This window comes from Mesorhizobium sp. M1273 (genome assembly GCF_040318195.1).
GTDB lineage: Bacteria > Pseudomonadota > Alphaproteobacteria > Rhizobiales > Rhizobiaceae > Mesorhizobium.
Map to the genome: position 1 here is coordinate 40,327 of NZ_JAMYLV010000012.1, position 20,824 is coordinate 61,150.

Here is a 20,824-nt window from a genome sequence, read left to right on the forward strand (position 1 = left end):
TTCCGTCGTCAAAGGCGATCCGTACAGATTGTCGGACGTCTATCCCCCCAAATGTTCCGATGTTGATTGAGGGTATCTGCGCGAAGTTCTTTGTGCAGATCAAACAGAACAGGATCACATGCAGAAATTGACCGTTTTAACGGCAGCCATTGCTGCCGGCGTAATGACTTTTGCCTTCAGTGCGGCAAACAGCGCACCGCTGAGCCAGCGGGCCGATCAGGGCTTCAGTGCCGCAGCCGGCAAAACCGCCGTGCCGAAAGCCACCCGTGGTGCAAAAGTAGAGAAGACCGCCACCGCAAAAGTGGAACAAGCAACCGCGGTAAGGACGAAAAAGCCGGCCCCTGCGAAAAAGCCAACCGCTGCAAGAAAGACAATCTCAAAACACTATGTGAAGCGTAACCGCAAAAGCATCGACCACATGGCAACGGCGTCAGTCGCTCCGAAGAGCAGGCCAGCGCCTCAGGCGGTGGTAGTCGGCGCCAGCGGACAGTATTCGGCGATCATTGCGCGTTATGCCGCCAGCTATGGCGTCCCGGTGTCGCTCGCCAACGCCGTCATCAAGATCGAAAGCAACTACCAACCGAACCAGGTCGGCAGCGCCGGCGAGATCGGCCTGATGCAGATCAAGCCGGCGACGGCGCGGATGATGGGCTATAGCGGTTCGGTTCAGGGCCTCTATGATCCAGATACCAACATCAAATACGGCATGAAGTACCTCGCCATGGCGCGGGATCTCGGCGGCGGCACGACCTGCGGCACGATCCTGAAATACAATGCCGGCCATGCCGCCACACGGATGAACCCGGTGTCCGCAGCCTATTGCGGCAAGGTCAAGGTCCAGCTGGCTGCACTTGGAGCGCCCGCCTGACAAGCGACAACTTGCTTTTTCGTTTGCGTTTTCGGGCCTGAACCCCTTTATACGCCTTGCCAGCTGGCCGGGCGGCCGCACCCGCGAAGCCGAAAGGCTGCGGGTGAGGAAAGTCCGGGCTCCATGGAGACACGGTGCCGGTTAATGGCCGGCGGGGGCGACCCCAGGGAAAGTGCCACAGAAAGCAAACCGCCACGATCCAATCGTGGCAAGGGTGAAAGGGTGGGGTAAGAGCCCACCGCGCGACTGGCAACAGGAGCGGCACGGTAAACCCCACCGGGAGCAAGACCGAATAGGGGCGGTGCGAGGGGAAACCCTCGAGGGCTGTTTCCGGCTCACCGTCCGGGTAGGTTGCGTGAGGCGTATGGCAACATGCGCCCAAGATGAATGGCCGCCACGTTCTCGCCGTGTAAGCGGCGAGGGCCATACAGAACCCGGCTTACAGGCCAGCTGGCAGTTTTCCCCGATAAAAGGAAATCTCCTGATATCAGCAGGTTGCGTCTTCGGGCGCAGCCGTTGGTTCAGTTTTCGACCCGCAATTAAGCGCGGCATTCCTTGAAAATGGTGCGATTAAATCGTACCATTTGGATGACGGTATTCAGGAGCGCGTCATGGGACAGGTCGATAAACGCAGCATCACGCTGTCGCCGGAATTGGCGGCGGTGGTCGACGACGTGGTCGCCGCCGGCGAATATGCCTCGGCGAGCGAGGTGATCCGCGACGCGCTGCGGCAATGGAAGGACCGGCGCGACCTGCTCGGCTACACGGTCGAGGAATTGCGCAAGCTGGTGCAGGAAGGGATCGACAGCGGGCCGGGGCTGGACGGGCCGCCAATCATGGAACGGCTGCGCGCCAAATATCTGAAAATGGCCGGAACCAAAGGCCTTGAGGAGTGAAATACCGCCTGCTTCCTCAGGCATTGATCGACCTCGAAGCCATCGGCGACTACATTGCCGAACAGAATCCAAATGCGGCGGTTCGGCTCGTGGATCTCTTGCAAAGGCGGTGGGATTTGCTGACCCTGCACCCCTTCTCAGGTGCGCCGCGCGAAGACATCGCAACCGGAATCCGTCACCTGATCGTCGGCGAATACCTCACCCTGTACCGCGTCAGTGAAGAGGCGATCGAAATCGTTCGCGTGCTGCACGGCCGGCGCAAGATTGATGCCGACGATCTGAATTCGTGATTGCCGATTCAGCCACCGATTGCGTCTAGCGACGCCTCGATCGCCTGCCAAAGCTCTTCCACCGGCTCGCAGCCGACCGACAGGCGAACGAAGCCGGGCGGAACGGCATCTCCCCTTTTTGATCGCCGTTCCGCCGAAGTGTGCACGCCGCCGAACGATGTCGCAGCCTGCATCAAGGCGCAATTGTTGATGAAATCCTCGGCCTTGTCCTCCGAGGCGAGCACGAAGGAGATGAGAAAGCCGAAGCGCTCCATCTGGGCGCGGGCAAGATTGTGCGATGGATCGCTCTCCAGTCCCGGAAAGCGCAAGCCGCTGATCGCGCGATGGTTTTTCAGTCGTCGCGCTATCATTTCGGCGGAAGCGCACATGCGGTCGAAGCGCACGTCCAGCGTTTCGAGGCCGCGATGCACCAGCCATGCCTCGAACGGCCCGGGGATGGCGCCCGACGTCTCGCGCCAGTCGGTCACCCTCGAGATAATGTCCGCGTCGCGGCTGGCGACATGGCCGAACAGCACATCGGAATGGCCGTTTGGTGCCTTGGTGTCGGCGGCAATGACGATATCTGCGCCGAGATCGAGCGGGCGCTGGCCGAAAGGCGTCATCGTCGTGTTGTCGACCACAAGCCCCGCACCCGCTTTGTGCACGGCTTCGGCGACGGCTGCGATGTCGCATATATCCAGTCCCGGGTTGGCGGGCGTTTCGACGAAGGCAAGCCGGTATCCGTCGAAGCCGCCGTCGAGGAAGCTCGACGTCGGCCGGACATCATAAGCGACGCCGAAGGACTTCAGGAAGCGCTCTGCCAGCGCTCTCGTCGTGTGATAGCCGTCGGACGGCAGCAGGATACGGTCGCCGGCTTTGAGCAGGCCGAAAAATACTGCCGAGATGGCAGCCATCCCCGAGGGAAAGGCGACGCATGGGGCGTCTTCCAGATGCGCCAGCATGTGCTCGACCGCATCCCAGGTTGGATTGCTGAAGCGGCCATATTGATCATAGCCGGTGGCGTCGCCGGGCGCATGAAAGATGGCGGCCATGGTCAGGGGCAAGGGGATCGGGTCGCCCTTGGCCAGCCCGCCGCGGCGCAGATGGGGAAGTGCCGCGGCGCGTGACTTGGCTGTTTCGGACATGGTTTCAACCTCGTTACTGACCGGAAAAGGACATGCCGAGGCTATGCGCGGCAGCGATCCGCAGCAAGCCGGCTCCGGTTGGGCCACACGGCTCTAAACGCTTCGTTAGGCTTAATAGACGATAAAGACGGGAGTGCCGTCAAAGCTGCTCTCCCCAGTCGTGGCAGGCGCGTTTTGAAGACTGTTCCCGTTGACGCCCATAACACCCCATGATATCCCATTCCGATACTCAAGCCTTCGTTTCGTGTCAGGGTGAAGCGTACGCCAATCGGGCAGCCGCGGCGGCTGCGCGTTTGCCTGCGTTCGCCCGTTATAACGAAGTGGGTTTTGGACGCCGACCGGGCTGGGGCGGCGCGGACAGGAAGATGCAGAGGGGTGCGGCGGCGCAAGCGGCCGTAACGCGTAATGGACCGGTTTCTGTCGAACGCGGTGAACAGGATCGATGCGAAGGGACGGGTGTCCGTGCCGGCGCATTTCCGTGCCGTTGTGCAGAAACGCGGCTATTCGGAACTTTATGCGCTACGCTGCCTGGATCGCCCGGCGATGGATGTCGGTGGGCTCGACCTGCTCGATCGCTACGAGCAGCGTATCGCCCAGGAAGACCCGTTCCTGCAGACGGCGGACGACATGTCGTTCTTCTGCCATGGCGATGGAACGTTTCTGAAGCTCGACCAGGACGGCCGTATCACGATGAGCGATTTCATTCGCGAGCATACCGGCATTTCAGCGGAAGTGGCCTTCGTTGGCCGCGGCAATTTCTTTCAGATCTGGGAGCCGGGACGGCTCAGCGCCTATGGGACGGAAGCACGCGCCCGGCTTTTGCAACTTCGGCAGGGGACGAAGCCCGGGGAGCGGCCGGAATGATGGCGGGCGACGGCGATGAAGTTCATGCCGCTGGCGGACCAGCCCGTCACATTCCGGTCCTCCTTGCCGAAGTTCTGGAGGCGCTGGCGCCGACAAAAGGCGAGGTGATCGTCGACGGCACGTTCGGTGCCGGCGGCTACACGAAGGCCATTCTGGCAAGCGGAGCCTCGGTCGTCGCCATCGACCGCGATCCGGATGCGATCGCGGCGGGGCGGGCCCTTGAACAGCAGTCCGGCGGCAAGCTCAGGCTTGTCCAGGCACCGTTCTCGACGCTCGACGAACAGGTTGAAAGTGCCGATGGCGTCGTGCTCGACATCGGCATCTCCTCCATGCAGATCGACCAGCCGGAGCGCGGCTTTTCGTTCCGGGCCGATGGGCCGCTCGACATGCGCATGGCGCAGGCGGGCCTGAGCGCCGCCGACGTCGTGAACACCTTCAAGGTGGGCGATCTTGCCCGCATCTTCGGTTTTCTCGGCGAGGAACGCCATGCCGGGCGCATCGCCCGCATGATCGAGAGCCGTCGCGAAAAACGCCCCTTCGAGCGCACGCTCGATCTTGCCGATGCCATCGAGACGCATATCGGTCGCGCGCCAAAGGACAAGATCCATCCGGCCACCCGCGTTTTCCAGGCGCTGCGCATCTTCGTCAATGACGAACTCGGCGAACTGGCCAAGGCACTGTTTGCCGCAGAGCGCGTGCTGAAACCGGGCGGGCGGCTTGTCGTGGTGACCTTCCATTCCCTGGAGGACCGCATCGTCAAGCGCTTCATCGCCGACAGAGCCGATTCAGCGACCGGATCGCGGCACCTGCCCGAGGCGCAGGCGCGCACCGCCACCTTCACCAAGAAGGGCGGCGGCGTGACGCCTGGCGATGCCGAGATAACGGCAAATCCGCGGGCGCGCTCGGCAAGGCTGCGCGCTGCGATCCGTACAGAGGCGCCGGCGCGCGCCGGCGATTTTTCGATTTTCGGCCTGCCAAAACTGCCTGGCCCAAAGCTTCCCGGCGCCGATCGACCGGGAGAGAGGTGAGCACGTGTTTCGTACCAGCGACATAGTCCTGATCGCCGTCATGGTTTCAGCGGCTGCCCTGACCTACAAGACCAAGCGCGAGGCCGAGGAGCAACTGGCGGCAGTGCACAAGATCCAGGCGCAGATCCGTTATGAGGAGGACACGATCGACCTGCTCAAGGCGGACTGGAGCCTGCTTACCCAGCCGTCGCGCCTGCAGAAGCTCACCGAAATCTACAAATCGCAACTCGGACTCGAGCCGGTCAATGCGCGGCAGATCGTCGGGCTGGACGATCTGCCGGCGAAACCCGTCAACATCGAGGACCTTTCATCGCAGCGGCTGGGCGGCATGGCCGATATCCGCGGCAAGGATCCCGTGGTGACCGGAGGCATCGTCCAATGATCACCGGATTTCCAATGGCTGCCAGATTTCCAAAGATTGGCAGGCTGCTGAAGCGCGGTTCGAAGCCGGGTGCAGGCGGATCGATCGTGGTCGAAGGTGCCCGCAAGGCGACCGGTGGCAAGGGCAGGACTCGCATCGTCATGACCATGGCAGTGTTCTTCGGCATCTATTCGACCATTGCCGGGCGGCTGGTCTATCTGGGTTTCCAGAATCCCGACCTGTCGGGCGGCCCGCAGAGCCGGGTGACGGCATCGCGACCCGACATCGTCGACCGTAACGGCGAAGTGCTGGCGACCGACATCAAGACCGCGTCGCTGTTTGCCGAACCGCGCCGCATCGTCGATGCCGACGAGGCGATCGAAAAGCTGTCGACGGTGCTTCCCGAGATCGACTACGAGCAGACATACAACAAGCTGAAGAGCGGCGCCGGGTTCGTCTGGCTGCAGCGTCAACTGACGCCGAAGCAGCAGGCCGACATCATGCAACTCGGCATCCCCGGATTCGGCTTTCGCACCGAAAAGCGCCGGTTCTATCCGGCCGGCGAAACCTCGTCCTACATTGTCGGCCTCACCAACATCGACAATCAGGGCATCTCCGGCATGGAGAAATACATCGACGAACAAGGCTTGAGCGACCTTCAGGCGTCGGGTCTGGCGGTGGCCAAGGATTTGAAGCCGGTGCAGCTCTCGATCGACCTGCGCGTCCAGCATATCGTGCGCGATGAGGTCGCCACCGGCATGGAAAAGTACCACGCGATCGCGGCGGGCGCCGTCGTGCTCAACGTCAAGACCGGCGAGGTGCTGGCGATGGCGTCGGTTCCGGATTTCGATCCGAACAACCCCTATAACGCGCAGGACAAGGACCGGCTCAACCGTATGTCGGCCGGCCTCTATGAAATGGGGTCGACCTTCAAGAGCTTCACCACCGCCATGGCGCTCGATTCCGGCAAGATAACGCTGCAAAGCCGTTTCGACGCGTCGCGCCCGATCAGGATCGGCCATCAAACCATCCATGATTTCCATGGCAAGGGCCGGGTACTGTCGGTGCCGGAAGTGTTCATCTACTCCTCCAATATCGGCTCTGCCAAGGAAGCCGAAGCGGTTGGCATCGACGGACACCGCGAATTCCTGCATCGCCTGGGAATCCTCGAGAAGATGCAGACCGAACTGCCGGAAGTGGCTCGGCCGACCGAGCCCAAGGTCTGGAAGCAGGTCAATTCGATCACCATCGCCTTCGGCCACGGTGTATCGACGACGCCGCTGCAGACAGCGGTCGGCTGCGCCGCGCTGATGAATGGCGGCTATCTGATGGACCCGACCTTCCTGCCGCGCACGCAGGAGCAGGCGATGGCGGTGGCCAAGAAAGTGGTCAGCGACAAGACGGTCGAGGGCATGCGCTATCTCTATGCACTCAATGCCGAAAAGGGATCCGGCCGCAATGCACGGGTGCCAGGATACCGGGTGGGCGGCAAGACGGGAACGGCGGAGAAGGTTGTCAACGGCCGTTACTCGAAGGAAAAGAATTTCAACGCCTTCGTTGCGGCTTTTCCGATGGACGATCCGCAATACATAGTGCTTACGATCGCCGACGAACCGAAGCCGGAAAAGCCCGGCATGGGTGGTACGGCCGCCTCGAACGCGGGCATCATGGCTGCAAACATCATCCGACGTGCGGCTTCCATGCTTGGCGTGAAGCCAGATTTCAGCCATGAAAATGGTGCAACGCTGGTTTCCTATCAGTGATTCTTGGGGCGCGCCGGCAACTGCGCGCTATTTTGTTGCGATGAACGGGGTTCGATGAAGCTGAAAAATCTAGCCGGTATCCTGCCTGTCGAGGGGACAGCTTCCTTCGACATGGAGGTTACAGGGATTTCGTCGGATTCCCGCCAGGTAACACGGGGCGTCGTCTTTTTCGCGCTCACCGGCTCCAAGGCGGATGGCGCAGCCTACGCAGCCGATGCCGCAAGCCGCGGCGCTGCCGCGATCGTGGTCGGCAAAGGCAGTGCGGTCGCCGGGCTGCCAGTCCCGGTTCTTGTCGTAGACGATCCGCGCATTGCACTGGCGCTGAGTGCTGCACGTTTTTTCGGCATGCAACCGCAAACCATGGTCGCGGTGACCGGAACCAGCGGCAAGACCTCGGTCGCCGCATTCACCCGGCAGATATGGGAGCAGGCGGGTTTTGCCGCCGCCTCGATCGGCACGACCGGCGTGGTGGCGCCGGGCCGCAACGAATACGGCTCGCTGACCACGCCGGATCCGGTGGCACTGCACAGGCTGCTCAAGGAGCTGGCGGAGGCCGGCGTCACCCACGCCTCGATGGAAGCGTCCAGCCATGGCCTCGACCAGCGCCGGCTCGACGGCGTCAAGCTCGCGGCCGGCGGCTTCACCAATCTCGGCCGCGACCATATGGACTATCATCCGACGGTCGAGGACTATCATCGCGCCAAATTGCGTCTGTTCGACGCGCTGCTGCCGAAGGGCGCGCCGGCGGTCATCTTTGCCGACGACCCGTGGTCGGAGCCGACGATCAAGGCGGCGCGGGCAGCGGGACTGAACGTGCTGACGGTCGGCCGCCACGGCGATTTCCTGCGGCTGAAGCGGGTCGAGCACGAGCGCCACCGCCAGCGCGCCGAGGTCGAAGCGGACGGCGTTCTCCACGAAGTCGACTTGCCGCTGGCCGGCGACTTCCAGATTGCAAATGCGCTGGTGTCGGCCGGCCTCGCCATTTCGACTGGAACATCTGTTGCCAAGGCGTTGATGGCGCTGGAGAAATTGAAGGGCGCGCCGGGACGGCTCGACCTTGTCGGGACGGCCGCCAACGGCGCGCCGGTCTATGTCGACTACGCGCACAAGCCGGATGCGCTGGAAAACGTGCTGGCTTCGGTGCGCCCCTTTACCACCGGCCGCGTCATCGTCGTATTCGGTTGCGGCGGCGACCGGGACCGAGGCAAGCGGCCGATCATGGGCGAGATCGCCACAAGGCTGGCCGAGGTGGTCATCGTCACCGACGACAATCCCCGCTCGGAAGTACCCGAGACGATCCGCGCCGCGATCCTGGAAGCCGCACCTGGCGCCATCGAGATCGGCGACCGGCGCAAGGCCATCCACGAGGCGGTCGGGATGCTTCACGCTGGCGACACGCTGATCGTGGCCGGCAAGGGCCATGAGGAAGGCCAGACCATCGGCACCGAGACGCTGCATTTTTCCGATCATGAGGAAGTTCGCTCGGCGCTGCGGGAGCAAGCGGCGTGAGCTATCTGTGGACCTCCGAGGCGCTGGTTGCCGCCATGGATGGCCGGCCGCTCGGTCCGATGCCTGAAGCCATCGCCGGCATTTCCATCGACAGCCGCAGCCTGCAGCCGGGAGACGCTTTCTTCGCCATCAAGGGCGAGGCCATGGACGGCCATGATTTCGTCACCGCCGCCATCAAGGCGGGCGCCGGCGTGCTGGTCGTCGCCGAGGGCAAGCTGCCGTCGCTGGGGCGGCTGACGGCACCGATGATCGTCGTGGAGGACGTGCTTGTCGCTCTGGAAAAGCTCGGCGTTGCGGCGCGCGCACGCTCAAAGGCCAGGGTCATTGCCGTGACCGGATCGGCGGGCAAGACCACCACCAAGGAAGCGCTACGCCACGCTCTCTCCGCGGTCGGTACGGTGCATGCATCGGCCCAGTCGTTCAACAATCACTGGGGCGTGCCGCTGACGCTGGCGCGCATGCCCCAGGATTGCGACTATGCCGTCTTCGAGATCGGCATGAACCATCCCGACGAGATCCGGCCGCTGGTCAAGATGGTCCGGCCGCATGTCGCCATCGTCACGTTGATCGCGGCCGCTCACCTCGGCTTCTTCCGCAACCTGGACGAGATCGCCAAGGCCAAGGCAGAGGTTTTCGAGGGACTGGAACCCGGTGGCGCCGCCCTTCTCAACCGCGACGATGCGCGCTGGAAGCTGCTGGAGAAGATGGCCAAAGAGGCCGGCGTCGAGCATGTCTACGGGTTCGGCGAGAACGCCCGGGCGACCTTCAAACTGATCAAATGCGAGCTCAATGCCGATCACTCGGTCATCACCGCCAAGATTGGCGGGCACGAGATTGTCGCCAGGATCGGCGCGCCGGGCCGCCATATGGTGCAGAACGTGCTCGCGGTGCTTGGTGCCGCGCATCTGGTCGGCGCCGACGTTAACAGGGTTGCGCAGGCGCTGGCCGATCTTTCGCCCGAACGCGGACGCGGCAAGCGCTATGTGTTGCGTCACCCCAACGGGCCGATCACGCTGATCGACGAGAGCTACAACGCCAATCCGGCGTCGATGAGCGCTGCAATGGCACTGCTCAACACGACGCCGGTGTCGGGCGAGGGCAGGCGCATTGCCGTGCTCGGCGATATGCTCGAGCTCGGCAGCCATTCGGCGAAATTGCATGCCGCGCTTGCCGGTCTGATCGTCGGCACCGACACGCGCACGGTCTTTCTCGGCGGTCCGGAAATGCGGGCGCTGGCCGACGTTTTGCCCGACGAGATCAAGACGGAATACCGCGCCGGTGCGGAAGATCTGAAACCGGTTCTTCTATCGGAATTGAAGCCCGGCGACGTGGTCATGATCAAATCGTCGAAGGGCATAGGCTTTTCAAAGCTGGTCGAGGCGTTGCTCGGCAAGTTTCCGGCGGAAGCCACAACCAGCAGACAGACCTAGGATCGGTCCGGGGGACGCAAGCGCATGCTAACACTGCTCGTCGAATTTGCGGACAAGATCTCGGTCTTCAACGTCTTCCGCTACATAACCTTCCGCACCGGCGGAGCGCTGATCACAGCGGCGCTGATCGTGTTCATCTTCGGACCGACCATCATCAATTCGCTGCGGCTGCGGCAAGGCAAGGGCCAGCCGATCCGGGCCGACGGGCCGCAGACGCATTTCAAGAAGGCGGGAACGCCGACAATGGGCGGACTGATGATCCTGTCCGGCATCGTCGGTTCGTCGCTGCTGTGGGCGAACCTGTCGAGCATCTACGTCTGGGTGGTCCTGCTGGTGACGCTGGGATTCGGCTCGATCGGCTTTTACGACGATTATCTCAAAGTAACCAAGCAATCGCATCTCGGCTTTTCCGGCAAGGCGCGGCTGGGGCTCGAATTCGTTATCGCCGGCATCGCCGCCTGGGTGATCATGCATAACGGCCAGGCGCCGTTCTCGTCATCGCTGACATTCCCTTTCGCCAAGGAGTTTCTCGTCAATCTCGGCTGGTTCTTCATCCCGTTCTCGTGCTTCGTCATCGTCGGCGCCGGCAATGCGGTGAACCTGACCGACGGTCTCGACGGGCTGGCGATCGTGCCGATCATGATCGCGGCCGCATCCTTCGGCGTCATCGCCTATCTCTCTGGCAACGCGGTGTTCGCCGAATATCTGCAGATCCATTTCGTGCCCGGCACCGGCGAACTTGCGGTGGTCCTTGGAGCGGTGATCGGCGCCGGTCTCGGCTTCCTCTGGTTCAATGCGCCGCCGGCGGCGATCTTCATGGGCGACACCGGCTCGCTGGCGCTGGGTGGGCTGATCGGCACGGTCGCGGTGGCGACCAAGCACGAGATCGTGCTGGTCATCGTCGGCGGTCTGTTCGTCGTCGAGATATTCTCGGTCATCATCCAGGTCGGCTACTTCAAGATGACCGGCAAGCGCGTCTTCCTGATGGCGCCGATCCACCATCATTTCGAAAAGCTCGGCTGGACCGAAAGCCAGGTGGTGATCCGCTTCTGGATCATCGCCGTCATCCTGGCGCTGGTCGGCCTGTCGACCCTGAAGCTCAGATAGGAGGCCGCTTGATCCCCGCCGCATCCTTTTCAGGCAAGCGCGTTTCGCTCTTCGGGCTCGGTGGCTCGGGGATTGCCACGGCGCGCGCGCTGATCGAGGGCGGCGCGGATGTGCTGGCCTGGGACGACAATCCCGACAGCGTCGCCAAGGCCGGCGCGGTCGGCATCACGACAGCGGACCTGCGCGGTGCGGACTGGGCGAGGTTTTCCGCCTTCGTGCTGTCGCCCGGCGTGCCGCTGACGCATCCCAAGCCACACTGGACCGTCGAGTTGGCGCGGGGCTCAGGCGTGGAGATCATCGGCGACATCGAGCTTTTCTGCCGCGAGCGGATGCTGCTGGCACCGGCAGCACCTTTCATTGCCATTACCGGCACCAACGGCAAGTCGACGACCACGGCACTGACGGCGCACATCCTAAAATCGGCTGGGCGCGACACGCAGATGGGCGGGAATATCGGCCGCGCAGTGATGACGCTCGATCCGCCGCAGCCTGAACGGCATTATGTGGTTGAGTGCTCTTCCTACCAGATCGATCTTGCCCCTTCGATCAACCCGACGGCCGGTGTGCTGCTCAACCTGACGCCGGACCATCTCGACCGCCATGGCACGATGCAACACTACGCCTCGATCAAGGAGCGGCTGGTGGCCGGCAGCGAGACGGCAATCATCGGTGTCGACGATTCCTGGTGCGCCCAGATCGCCGATCGGCTGGAGCGGGCCGGCCGGCAGGTCATCCGCATCTCCAAGCGGCTGCCGCTGACCGACGGCTATTTCGCTGACGGCACCAACTTAATGGAAGCCGTGCACGGCCGCTACAGCCGTGTCGCCTTCCTCGAAGGCATCGGCTCGTTGCGCGGCCAGCACAATGCGCAGAACGCGCTGGCCGCCGCCGCCGCCTGCCTCAAGGTCGGGCTCGAGCTCGGCGAGATCCAATCCGGACTGGAGAGTTTCCCTGGGCTGGCGCACCGCATGGAGCAGGTCGGCCGCAAAGGGCATGTGCTGTTCGTCAACGATTCCAAGGCGACCAATGCCGATGCCGCTGCACCGGCGCTGTCGAGCTTTGCGCGTATCTACTGGATTGCCGGCGGCCTGCCGAAAGAGGGCGGCATCGAGCCGTTACGCGGCTTCTTCCCGCGCATCGCCAAGGCCTATCTGATCGGCGAAGCCGCACCGGCCTTTTCGGCGACGCTGGGCGAAGCGGTGCCCTACGAGATATCAGGCACGTTAGCGGCGGCAGTCGAACACGCCGCCCGCGATGCGGCCGGGGATAGTAGCGGCGAGGCAGTGGTGCTGCTGTCGCCGGCCTGCGCCAGTTTCGACCAATTCAAGAATTTCGAAGTCCGCGGCGAGGCGTTCAGGCAAGCCGCAACCGCCATTGATGGCGTGAAGCCCATCGGAGGGACACGATAATGCAAAGCCGTCTCGACAAAAGCCCTGTGGCGACCTGGTGGTGGACGATCGATCGGTGGTTCCTGGCGGCGTTCCTGTCGCTGATGGGGCTCGGCATCGTTTTGTCTTTCGCCGCAAGCCCGGCGGTGGCCGAGCGCATCGGCCTAGACAGTTTCCACTTCGCGACGCGCCAGATTATCTTCACCGTTCCGGCACTTGGGGTGATGCTGGCCGTCTCGTTCCTTGAATCCAGGCAGATCCGGCGCATGGCGCTGGTCATGCTGTGCATCATGCTGTTTCTGATGGTGGCGGTGCTCTATATCGGCGTCGAGGTGAAGGGCGCGCGGCGTTGGGTATCGCTTGCCGGCCTCTCGATCCAGCCGTCGGAGTTCCTGAAACCGGCCTTCGTCATCATCTGCGCCTGGCTGTTCGCCGAGCACAAGCGGCAGCCCGACATTCCGGGCAATTTGTTCGCCATGTTGCTGCTTGCGCTGGTCATCTCGCTGCTGGTGGCGCAGCCTGACCTTGGGCAGACCATGCTGGTGCTCGGCACCTGGGGGGTGATGTTCTTCATGGCCGGGTTGCCGTGGCTGTGGATCGTCGCGCTGGGTGCTGCCGGCGTCGGCGGCGTGTTCGCTGCCTATGCGGTGTTCCCGCACGTTGCCGGCCGCATCGACCGCTTCATGACCGGCGAGGGCGACACGTTCCAGGTCGACATGGGCCGCGAGGCGCTGATCAATGGCGGCTGGTTCGGCGTCGGGCCGGGCGAGGGTACCGTCAAGCGGGTCATCCCCGACAGCCATGCCGACTTCGTCTTCTCGGTCGCCGGCGAGGAATTCGGGCTGATCATGTGCTTCTTCATCATGTCCATCTTCGGCTTCATCGTGCTGCGCGGCCTCAACACGGCACTCAAGGAGCAGGACGATTTCACACGCTATGCGGTTGGCGGCCTGGTCACGGTCTTCGGCCTGCAGTCGGTCATCAACATGGCCGTCAATCTGCAGCTGATGCCGGCCAAGGGCATGACGCTGCCGTTCATCTCCTACGGCGGTTCCTCGCAGATCGCGATCGCCATCTCGATGGGCATGGTGCTGGCGCTGACGCGCAAGCGCCCGGAAAAGCGCAAGCAGCTGGGCTTCATGCCGTCGCCGCGTGCGATGCCGGCGGAGTGAGATGGCGAAGGGGGTCATCCTGCTGGCGGCGGGCGGAACGGGCGGACATCTGTTCCCGGCCGAGGCACTGGCGCACGAACTGACCGGGCGCGGCTGGGCGGTGCACCTGGCGACGGACGAACGCGCCGAGCGCTTTGCCGGGCAGTTCCCGGCGGCCGCCATCCATCCGATCCAGTCGGCGACGATGGGGTCGAAGAATCCTTTTGCCGTGCTCGCCGCATTTTGGAAAATCTGGCGCGGGGTGCGGCAGGCATCGGCCGTCATCGCCAGCGTCAAGCCCGCTATCGTGGTCGGCTTCGGCGGCTATCCGACGCTGCCGCCGCTTTACGCGGCGACCCGGCGCAAGGTGCCGACGCTGATCCACGAGCAGAACGCGGTGATGGGCCGCGCCAACCGGGCGCTCGCCGGCCGCGTCGACGCTATTGCCGGTGGTTTCCTGCCGGAAGACACAAGTGCTACAGGCGTCAAGACGGTGACCACCGGCAATCCGGTCAGGCCGCAAGTGCTGGAAGCGGCGAAGACGCCTTATGCCGCATCGGCCGGTGAAGAGCCGTTCCGATTTCTGGTGTTTGGCGGCAGCCAGGGCGCGCAGTTCTTTTCCGATGCGGTGCCGGCGGCGATCGCCCGGCTTTCCGATGCACAGCGCAGGCGGCTGGCGATCACCCAGCAGGCGCGCGCCGACGATGTGCCGCGGGTGAAAGCGGCCTATGCCACGCTTGACATCGAGGCCGAGGTGTCGCCCTTCTTCACCGACATGGCGGCGCGGCTGGCGGCGGCGCATCTGGTGATGTCGCGCTCCGGCGCATCGACCGTATCGGAAATCGCGGTGATCGGCCGGCCGGCGCTGCTGGTGCCTTATCCGCACGCGCTCGACCACGACCAGGCGGCGAATGCGGCGGCCCTTGCGGCAGCGGGCGGCGCCGAGGTGCATCCGCAATCCACGCTTTCGGCGGAGCGGATCGCCGTGCTTGTCGGTGGGCTGATGGATGATCCAGGCAAGGCGGCGACAATGGCCGCGGCGGCGAAATCGTCCGGAAAACCGGATGCCGCGCGGTTGCTCGCCGATCTGACAGAGGCTATTGCGTCCAGGAAAACCGTTTCGGAATTCAGGAAGGAGACGCACGCATGAAGATGCCGCAGACGATCGGCCTCGTGCATTTCATCGGCATTGGCGGCATCGGCATGAGCGGCATCGCCGAGGTGCTGCACAATCTCGGCTACAAGGTACAAGGGTCCGACCAGGCCGAAAGCGCCAATGTGCAGCGGCTGCGCGACAAGGGCATCGAATGCTTCGTCGGCCATCAGGCCGAGAACCTAGGCGAGGCCGAAGTGGTCGTCGTCTCCACCGCAATCAAGAAATCCAATCCGGAACTGAAGGCCGCGCGGGAAAAATTGCTTCCCATTGTCCGCCGCGCGGAGATGCTGGCAGAGCTGATGCGTTTCCGCCAAGCGGTGGCGATCGGCGGCACGCATGGCAAGACGACGACGACTTCGATGGTGGCGACGCTACTCGAAGCCGGCGGGCTCGACCCGACGGTAATCAATGGCGGCATCATCAATGCCTATGGCACCAATGCCCGCATGGGAGACGGCGAATGGATGGTGGTCGAGGCCGACGAGAGCGACGGCACCTTCCTCAAGCTGCCGGCCGAGATTGCCGTCGTCACCAATATCGACCCCGAGCACCTCGACCATTACGGCTCCTTCGACAAAGTGCGCGAAGCGTTTCGTCAGTTCGTCGAGAATGTGCCGTTCTACGGCTTTGGTGTGATGTGCACCGACCATCCCGAGGTGCAGGCGCTGGTCGGCCGCATCGAGGACCGGCGCGTCATCACCTATGGCGAAAATGCGCAGGCCGACGTGCGCTTCACCAATCACCGCATGGACGGCCCGACCTCGGAATTCGACGTGGTGATCCGCGACCGCAAGACGCACGGCCAGATAACGATATCAGGCCTGCGGCTGCCTATGCCCGGGCGCCACAATGTCTCCAATGCGACGGCGGCGATTGCCGTCGCGCATGAGCTCGGCCTTTCGGCTGAGGCAATCAAGAAGGGCCTGTCGTCCTTCGCCGGCGTCAAGCGGCGTTTCACCCATACCGGTTCGTGGAACGGTGTCGATATGTTCGACGATTACGGTCATCATCCGGTCGAGATCACGGCGGTACTGAAGGCTGCGCGCAGCGCCACCAAGGGCCGCATCATCGCCGTTACCCAACCGCATCGCTTCACCCGGCTGCGCGATCTGTTCGATGAGTTTTCCGTCTGCTTCAACGATGCCGATACGGTGATGGTGGCGCCCGTCTATGCGGCCGGCGAGGAGCCGATCGACGGCGTTACGTCCGACGCACTGGTGTCGCGCATCCGCTCCGGCGGCCATCGCGACGCACGCTACATCGAAGGTCCAGCGGCGATTGCGCCGATCGTGCGCGAGGTGGCGAAGCCGGGCGATTTCGTCGTCTTCCTCGGCGCCGGCAACATCACCCAATGGGCCTATGCGCTGCCCAGGGAACTCGGCGGGACCATCTCATGATGCGCGGCCAGGCGTTGATCGAGAAGCTTGGCGACCGGCTTGCCGGACTGCGCGGCCGCATCACGCCCAATGCCGAGATGGACAAGATCACCTGGTTTCGAGCCGGCGGGCTGGCGGACGCATTGTTCCAGCCGGCCGACGAGGACGATCTTGCCACGTTCCTGAAGGCGGTGCCGGAGGAAATTCCGCTGACCATCGTCGGCGTCGGCTCGAACTTGCTTGTCCGTGACGGCGGCATTGCGGGCTTTGTCATCCGGCTTTCGGCCAAAGGCTTTGGCGAGACCGAAGTGATTGCGCCGACCACGATCAAGGCGGGTGCCGCGACACCCGACAAGCGCCTTGCGGCCGTTGCCTACGAGGCCGGCATCGGTGGCTTTCATTTCTACCACGGCATTCCCGGCGCCATTGGCGGAGCGCTGAGGATGAACGCCGGCGCCAATGGCGTCGAGACGCGCGAGCGCGTGGTCGAGGTACGGGCACTCGACCGCAAGGGCAATGTTCATACGCTGAGCAATGCCGATATGGGCTATGCCTATCGCCATTCAGCGGCGCCGTCCGGGCTGATCTTCACGTCGGCGCTGCTCGAAGGCATTCCTGAGGACAAGGCGGCGATCAAGGCCGCGATGGATGCTGTCCAGAACCATCGCGAGACCGTGCAGCCGATCCGCGAAAAGACCGGTGGCTCTACCTTCAAGAATCCTGAGGGCACCTCCGCCTGGAAGGAGATCGACAAGGCCGGCTGCCGCGGCCTGATGGTCGGCGGGGCGCAGATGTCGCCGATGCATTGCAACTTCATGATCAACACCGGAACGGCCACGGGCTACGAGCTTGAATATCTCGGTGAGACGGTGCGTGCGCGCGTGCTCGAAAGATCAGGCATCCGGCTGCAGTGGGAGATCAAGCGCATCGGTAATTTTCGGCCGGGCCATGCCGTCCAGGAATTTCTCGGGCAGTTGCTTTAGGCAAGCTGACCGCCGTTGCCTTTCGGACTCATGAATTCACATTTTGCTGCCGTTTTTGCGGAAAGTGAATCCATCGGAATCGTAAGCACTTGCCAGCGAATCAACTCTCTGATTCTCTGCCCTGAAGCGTTTCCTGATTTGAGTCGTTTCGACGCGTTACTCGCGTTTCCGTCTGGGGGGCAACCTGCCGGGAGACTCGGACTCAATGTTGCGGAAACACGGGAGCGAAGTTGCTCGGGCGCATTTGAGTGCGCGCGATGCTTTTCGGGGCATGCACGATGGTGCAGGCCTGCTGTGAGAGGAAATGACGGGGAATGACAAGCAAGCATGTGGCCGTTCTTCTGGGGGGATTCTCGTCCGAGCGGCCCGTGTCCCTGTCGTCGGGTAAGGCCTGCGCCGATGCGCTCGAGGGAGAGGGCTACCAAGTCACCCGCGTCGACGTCTCGCGCGACATCGGCTCGGTGCTCAGCGCGCTCAAGCCTGACGTCGTCTTCAATGCGCTGCACGGCCCTTTCGGCGAGGACGGCACCATCCAGGGCATCCTCGAGTACCTCGCCATTCCGTACACCCATTCCGGCGTGCTTGCCTCGGCGCTTGCGATGAACAAGGAACAGGCCAAGAAGGTCGCGAAGGCGGCCGGCGTTCCGGTGGCGGAGTCGAAGGTGGCCAATCGCTTCGCCATCCAGAACAAGCACCCGATGAAGCCGCCCTATGTCGTCAAGCCGGTCAACGAAGGATCGAGCTTCGGTGTCGTCATCGTGCATGAAGGCCAGTCGCATCCGCCGCAGATCATCGGCTCGTCCGAGTGGAAATATGGCGATACGGTCATGGTCGAGCGTTATGTGCACGGGCGGGAATTGACCTGCGCGGTGATGGGCGATGTGGCGCTCGGTGTCTGCGAGATCATCCCGACCGGCCATTCCTTCTACGACTATGATTCAAAATACGTCGCGGGCGGATCAAAACACGAATGCCCGGCAAAACTTTCACCGAATATTTACCAAAAAATACAGACACTGGCGCTCAAGGCTCATCAAGCCATCGGCTGTCGGGGCGTTTCCCGGTCGGACTTCCGTTATGACGATCGTCACTCCGAAAACGGCGAAATTGTCTGGCTCGAGGTCAACACCCAGCCGGGTATGACGCCGACGTCTTTGGTGCCGGAAATCGCCGCGCAAGCGGGACACTCGTTCGGCGATTTGTTGAGTTGGATGGTGGAGGACGCTTCGTGTCTGCGTTGAAGTGGGGACAGGGCAAGGGGAAGGGCACGGCCGGGCCGGCGCTGTTCGGCATGCCGTTGTCGTTCGACCATTTCGTGCTGCCGCGCCTGCTCCGCCGGCCGGTGCGCGTGCTGGCGCGCCTCGGCGAAGGCGACTTCGAAGCGCCGCCCTATTGCGCTGCCATGCTGTCGGCGGCACTGCTTGTTTCGAGCAGTGCCTATGGCGCCTATCTCGGCGGATATTCCGACGCCATCGTCCAGAGTGTCACCGCCCGCACCGGCTTTGCCGTCGACCAGGTCAAGGTCGTCGGCAACCGCGAAACGTCCGAGATCGATATTCTCGACAGGCTGGAACTCGACGGCTGGACCTCGCTGATCGGCTTCGATGCCGAAGCCGCGCGCGAACGCATCACCACGCTACCCTGGGTCGAAGCCGCGGCAGTGCGCAAGGTCTACCCGCATACGCTGGAAGTGCGCGTCGAGGAGCGCGAGCCGTTCGCGCTGTGGCAGCAAGGCAGCGCGCTTTCGGTCATCGAGAAATCCGGCACCGTCATTGCGCCGTTCTCCGGCGGCAAGCAGATATTGCTCCCGCTGATCATCGGCACCGGCGCGCCGGCCACAGCGCCGGATTTCCTGGCCAAGATCAAGAATTATCCGGAGCTCGCCGCGCGGGTCAAGGGCTACATCCGCATCGGCGAACGGCGCTGGGATCTCAAGCTTGAAAACGGCATCACGATCAAGCTTCCCGAAGACGGTGAGGATCAGGCGATTGCCGACCTGGTCAGGATGGATCACGAGAACGGGCTTTTGACGCGCGACATCGCCGCCGTCGACATGCGCCTTTCCGATCGTCTGGTCGTCCAGTTGACGCCGGAAGCGGCGACACAGCGCCAAGCCGCGCTCGACGAAAAGCCCAAGATGCTGAAGCGCAAGCCGGAGACGAAGATATGAGCTGGCTTGGCGGCAATAGCGATGCCTCGTCGCGCCGGTCCGGCATCCTGACGGTGCTGGATGTCGGGTCCAGCAAGGTCTGCTGCGTGGTGGCCAAACTCAAGCCGCGCGAGGATGGCAAGCTGCTGCGCGGACGCTCGCATCGCGTCCAGGTGATCGGCATCGGCCACCAGAAATCGCAAGGCGTGAAATCCGGCGTCGTCATCGATCTCGACCGTGCCGAGCACGCCATCCGTCTTGCCGTCGACGCCGCCGAACGCATGGCGGGACTGACGGTCGATTCGCTGATCGTCAACATGACTGCCGGCCGGCTGAAGAGCGAGGCTTTTTCGGCCACCATCAATCTCGGCGGCCATGAGGCCGACGAGGCCGACATCAAGCGCGTGCTTGCCGCCGGCGCCAAGCAGGCGTTGCGGGCCGAGCGCGAGGTGATCCATTCGCTTCCCGTAGCCTTTTCGCTGGATGCCGAGCGCGGTGTGCGCGATCCGCGCGGCATGGTTGGCGACCAGCTTGGCGTCGACATGCACGTGCTGACAGGCGACGCAGCGCCCTTGCGCAATCTGGAGCTCTGCATCAACCGCTCGCATCTGTCGGTCGAACGCATGGTGGCGACGCCCTATGCCAGTGGGCTTGCTGCGCTCGTCGACGACGAGCTCGAAATGGGCGCGGCCTGCATCGACATGGGCGGCGGCACGACGACGATCTCGGTGTTTTCGGAAGGCAAGTTCGTCCATGGCGATGCCATCGCGATCGGCGGCAACCACGTCACGCTGGATATGGCCAAGGGCCTGTCGACCTCGCTCGATGCCGCCGAAAGGCTGAAAGTGATGCATGGCTCGGCGCTGCCTGGCAGTGCCGACGACCGCGACCTGGTTTCCATCCATCCGATCGGCGAGGACGGCGAGGTGCCGTTGCAGATCCCGCGCTCGGTGATGACGCGCATCATCCGCGCCCGCATCGACGAGACGCTGGAATTGTTGCGCGACCGGCTGAACAAATCCGGCTACGGCAACGCCGTCGGCAAGCGGGTGGTGCTGACCGGCGGTGCCAGCCAGCTTGCCGGCCTGCCAGAAGCAGCACGCCGCATTCTCGGCCGCAATGTGCGCATCGGACGCCCGCTTGGCGTGGCAGGCTTGCCCGAGGCGGCCAAGGGGCCGGCTTTCTCGACCCCGGTCGGACTTCTGATCTATCCACAGATGGCGAGCTTCGAGAGCCGGCCGGCGAAGGGAATTTCCGGTCTTCGGATGACCGGAACAGGCGGAAAACTGCATCGAATGAGTCAGTGGTTGAGAGACAGTTTTTAATTTTGACGGGGACAGCCCCATAGGCGGCCGCGGCGGCGAAGCGGCGGGAAAGGCAA

General features: G+C 63.3%; 19 protein-coding genes and 1 other RNA gene. 19 read left to right on the forward strand and 1 reads right to left on the reverse strand.

What is annotated here, in order from left to right:
• The first annotated feature begins 118 nt into the window (after nt 1-118).
• From NKH30_RS15020 to NKH30_RS15035, 4 genes are all read left to right on the forward strand, one after another.
• A complete protein-coding gene (locus NKH30_RS15020) occupies nt 119-868 on the forward strand; it encodes a lytic transglycosylase domain-containing protein (protein WP_352471549.1) in 750 nt (249 codons plus the stop codon).
• Between the two features lie 59 nt (nt 869-927).
• Nucleotides 928-1,326, forward strand: an RNA gene (rnpB, locus tag NKH30_RS15025) — RNase P RNA component class A.
• A gap of 153 nt (nt 1,327-1,479) precedes the next feature.
• The gene (locus tag NKH30_RS15030; RefSeq protein WP_352501068.1) at nt 1,480-1,764 is read left to right on the forward strand and encodes a type II toxin-antitoxin system ParD family antitoxin; all 285 of its coding nucleotides are present in this window, start codon (nt 1,480-1,482) and stop codon (nt 1,762-1,764) included.
• Complete coding sequence (locus NKH30_RS15035; RefSeq protein WP_352501067.1) at nt 1,761-2,054, forward strand: type II toxin-antitoxin system RelE/ParE family toxin; 294 nt, start codon at nt 1,761-1,763, stop codon at nt 2,052-2,054. The genes NKH30_RS15030 and NKH30_RS15035 overlap by 4 nt, the downstream gene beginning before the upstream one ends.
• A gap of 8 nt (nt 2,055-2,062) precedes the next feature.
• Here the strand turns inward: NKH30_RS15035 and NKH30_RS15040 are convergent, their stop codons facing one another.
• On the reverse strand, nt 2,063-3,178 hold the full coding sequence (locus NKH30_RS15040; protein WP_352501066.1) for a cystathionine gamma-lyase: 1,116 nt from the start codon (nt 3,176-3,178) through the stop codon (nt 2,063-2,065).
• A gap of 405 nt (nt 3,179-3,583) precedes the next feature.
• Between NKH30_RS15040 and mraZ the strand changes: the two genes are divergently transcribed.
• The 15 genes from mraZ (at nt 3,584) to ftsA (ending at nt 20,768) form a co-directional block, all read left to right on the forward strand.
• Nucleotides 3,584-4,042 carry a division/cell wall cluster transcriptional repressor MraZ gene (mraZ, locus tag NKH30_RS15045; protein ID WP_254818997.1) on the forward strand — a complete coding sequence of 153 codons (459 nt, stop codon included), beginning with the start codon at nt 3,584-3,586 and terminating at the stop codon, nt 4,040-4,042.
• Nucleotides 4,039-5,070 carry a 16S rRNA (cytosine(1402)-N(4))-methyltransferase RsmH gene (gene rsmH / locus NKH30_RS15050; RefSeq protein ID WP_352539515.1) on the forward strand — a complete coding sequence of 344 codons (1,032 nt, stop codon included), beginning with the start codon at nt 4,039-4,041 and terminating at the stop codon, nt 5,068-5,070. The genes mraZ and rsmH overlap by 4 nt, the downstream gene beginning before the upstream one ends.
• A gap of 4 nt (nt 5,071-5,074) precedes the next feature.
• Complete coding sequence (gene ftsL, locus NKH30_RS15055; RefSeq protein ID WP_352996005.1) at nt 5,075-5,452, forward strand: cell division protein FtsL; 378 nt, start codon at nt 5,075-5,077, stop codon at nt 5,450-5,452.
• Between the two features lie 14 nt (nt 5,453-5,466).
• Nucleotides 5,467-7,194, forward strand: a complete 1,728-nt coding sequence (locus NKH30_RS15060; protein ID WP_352471555.1) for a peptidoglycan D,D-transpeptidase FtsI family protein — start codon at nt 5,467-5,469, stop codon at nt 7,192-7,194.
• 54 nt (nt 7,195-7,248) lie between these two features.
• A complete protein-coding gene (locus NKH30_RS15065) occupies nt 7,249-8,703 on the forward strand; it encodes a UDP-N-acetylmuramoyl-L-alanyl-D-glutamate--2,6-diaminopimelate ligase (RefSeq protein ID WP_352996007.1) in 1,455 nt (484 codons plus the stop codon).
• Nucleotides 8,700-10,133, forward strand: a complete 1,434-nt coding sequence (locus NKH30_RS15070) for a UDP-N-acetylmuramoylalanyl-D-glutamyl-2,6-diaminopimelate--D-alanyl-D-alanine ligase (RefSeq protein ID WP_352471557.1) — start codon at nt 8,700-8,702, stop codon at nt 10,131-10,133. Before NKH30_RS15065 ends, NKH30_RS15070 begins: the two co-directional genes overlap by 4 nt.
• 24 nt (nt 10,134-10,157) lie before the next feature.
• Complete coding sequence (gene mraY / locus NKH30_RS15075; RefSeq protein WP_023676767.1) at nt 10,158-11,240, forward strand: phospho-N-acetylmuramoyl-pentapeptide-transferase; 1,083 nt, start codon at nt 10,158-10,160, stop codon at nt 11,238-11,240.
• Between the two features lie 8 nt (nt 11,241-11,248).
• On the forward strand, nt 11,249-12,649 hold the full coding sequence (murD, locus tag NKH30_RS15080) for a UDP-N-acetylmuramoyl-L-alanine--D-glutamate ligase (protein WP_352471558.1): 1,401 nt from the start codon (nt 11,249-11,251) through the stop codon (nt 12,647-12,649).
• Nucleotides 12,649-13,800 carry a putative lipid II flippase FtsW gene (gene ftsW / locus NKH30_RS15085; protein WP_352996009.1) on the forward strand — a complete coding sequence of 384 codons (1,152 nt, stop codon included), beginning with the start codon at nt 12,649-12,651 and terminating at the stop codon, nt 13,798-13,800. The genes murD and ftsW overlap by 1 nt, the downstream gene beginning before the upstream one ends.
• Before the next feature lies 1 nt (nt 13,801).
• Nucleotides 13,802-14,929 carry an undecaprenyldiphospho-muramoylpentapeptide beta-N-acetylglucosaminyltransferase gene (gene murG, locus NKH30_RS15090; RefSeq protein WP_023676764.1) on the forward strand — a complete coding sequence of 376 codons (1,128 nt, stop codon included), beginning with the start codon at nt 13,802-13,804 and terminating at the stop codon, nt 14,927-14,929.
• Nucleotides 14,926-16,332 (forward strand): UDP-N-acetylmuramate--L-alanine ligase, encoded by a 1,407-nt coding sequence (murC, locus tag NKH30_RS15095; RefSeq protein WP_352769040.1) that lies wholly within the window; start codon nt 14,926-14,928, stop codon nt 16,330-16,332. Before murG ends, murC begins: the two co-directional genes overlap by 4 nt.
• A complete protein-coding gene (gene murB / locus NKH30_RS15100) occupies nt 16,329-17,294 on the forward strand; it encodes a UDP-N-acetylmuramate dehydrogenase (protein WP_031211769.1) in 966 nt (321 codons plus the stop codon). Before murC ends, murB begins: the two co-directional genes overlap by 4 nt.
• A 314-nt stretch (nt 17,295-17,608) precedes the next feature.
• The gene (locus tag NKH30_RS15105) at nt 17,609-18,535 is read left to right on the forward strand and encodes a D-alanine--D-alanine ligase (protein WP_352539522.1); all 927 of its coding nucleotides are present in this window, start codon (nt 17,609-17,611) and stop codon (nt 18,533-18,535) included.
• Nucleotides 18,523-19,464 carry a cell division protein FtsQ/DivIB gene (locus NKH30_RS15110; protein ID WP_352996012.1) on the forward strand — a complete coding sequence of 314 codons (942 nt, stop codon included), beginning with the start codon at nt 18,523-18,525 and terminating at the stop codon, nt 19,462-19,464. Before NKH30_RS15105 ends, NKH30_RS15110 begins: the two co-directional genes overlap by 13 nt.
• Complete coding sequence (gene ftsA, locus NKH30_RS15115; protein ID WP_352471565.1) at nt 19,461-20,768, forward strand: cell division protein FtsA; 1,308 nt, start codon at nt 19,461-19,463, stop codon at nt 20,766-20,768. Before NKH30_RS15110 ends, ftsA begins: the two co-directional genes overlap by 4 nt.
• The last annotated feature ends 56 nt before the right edge of the window (nt 20,769-20,824 follow it).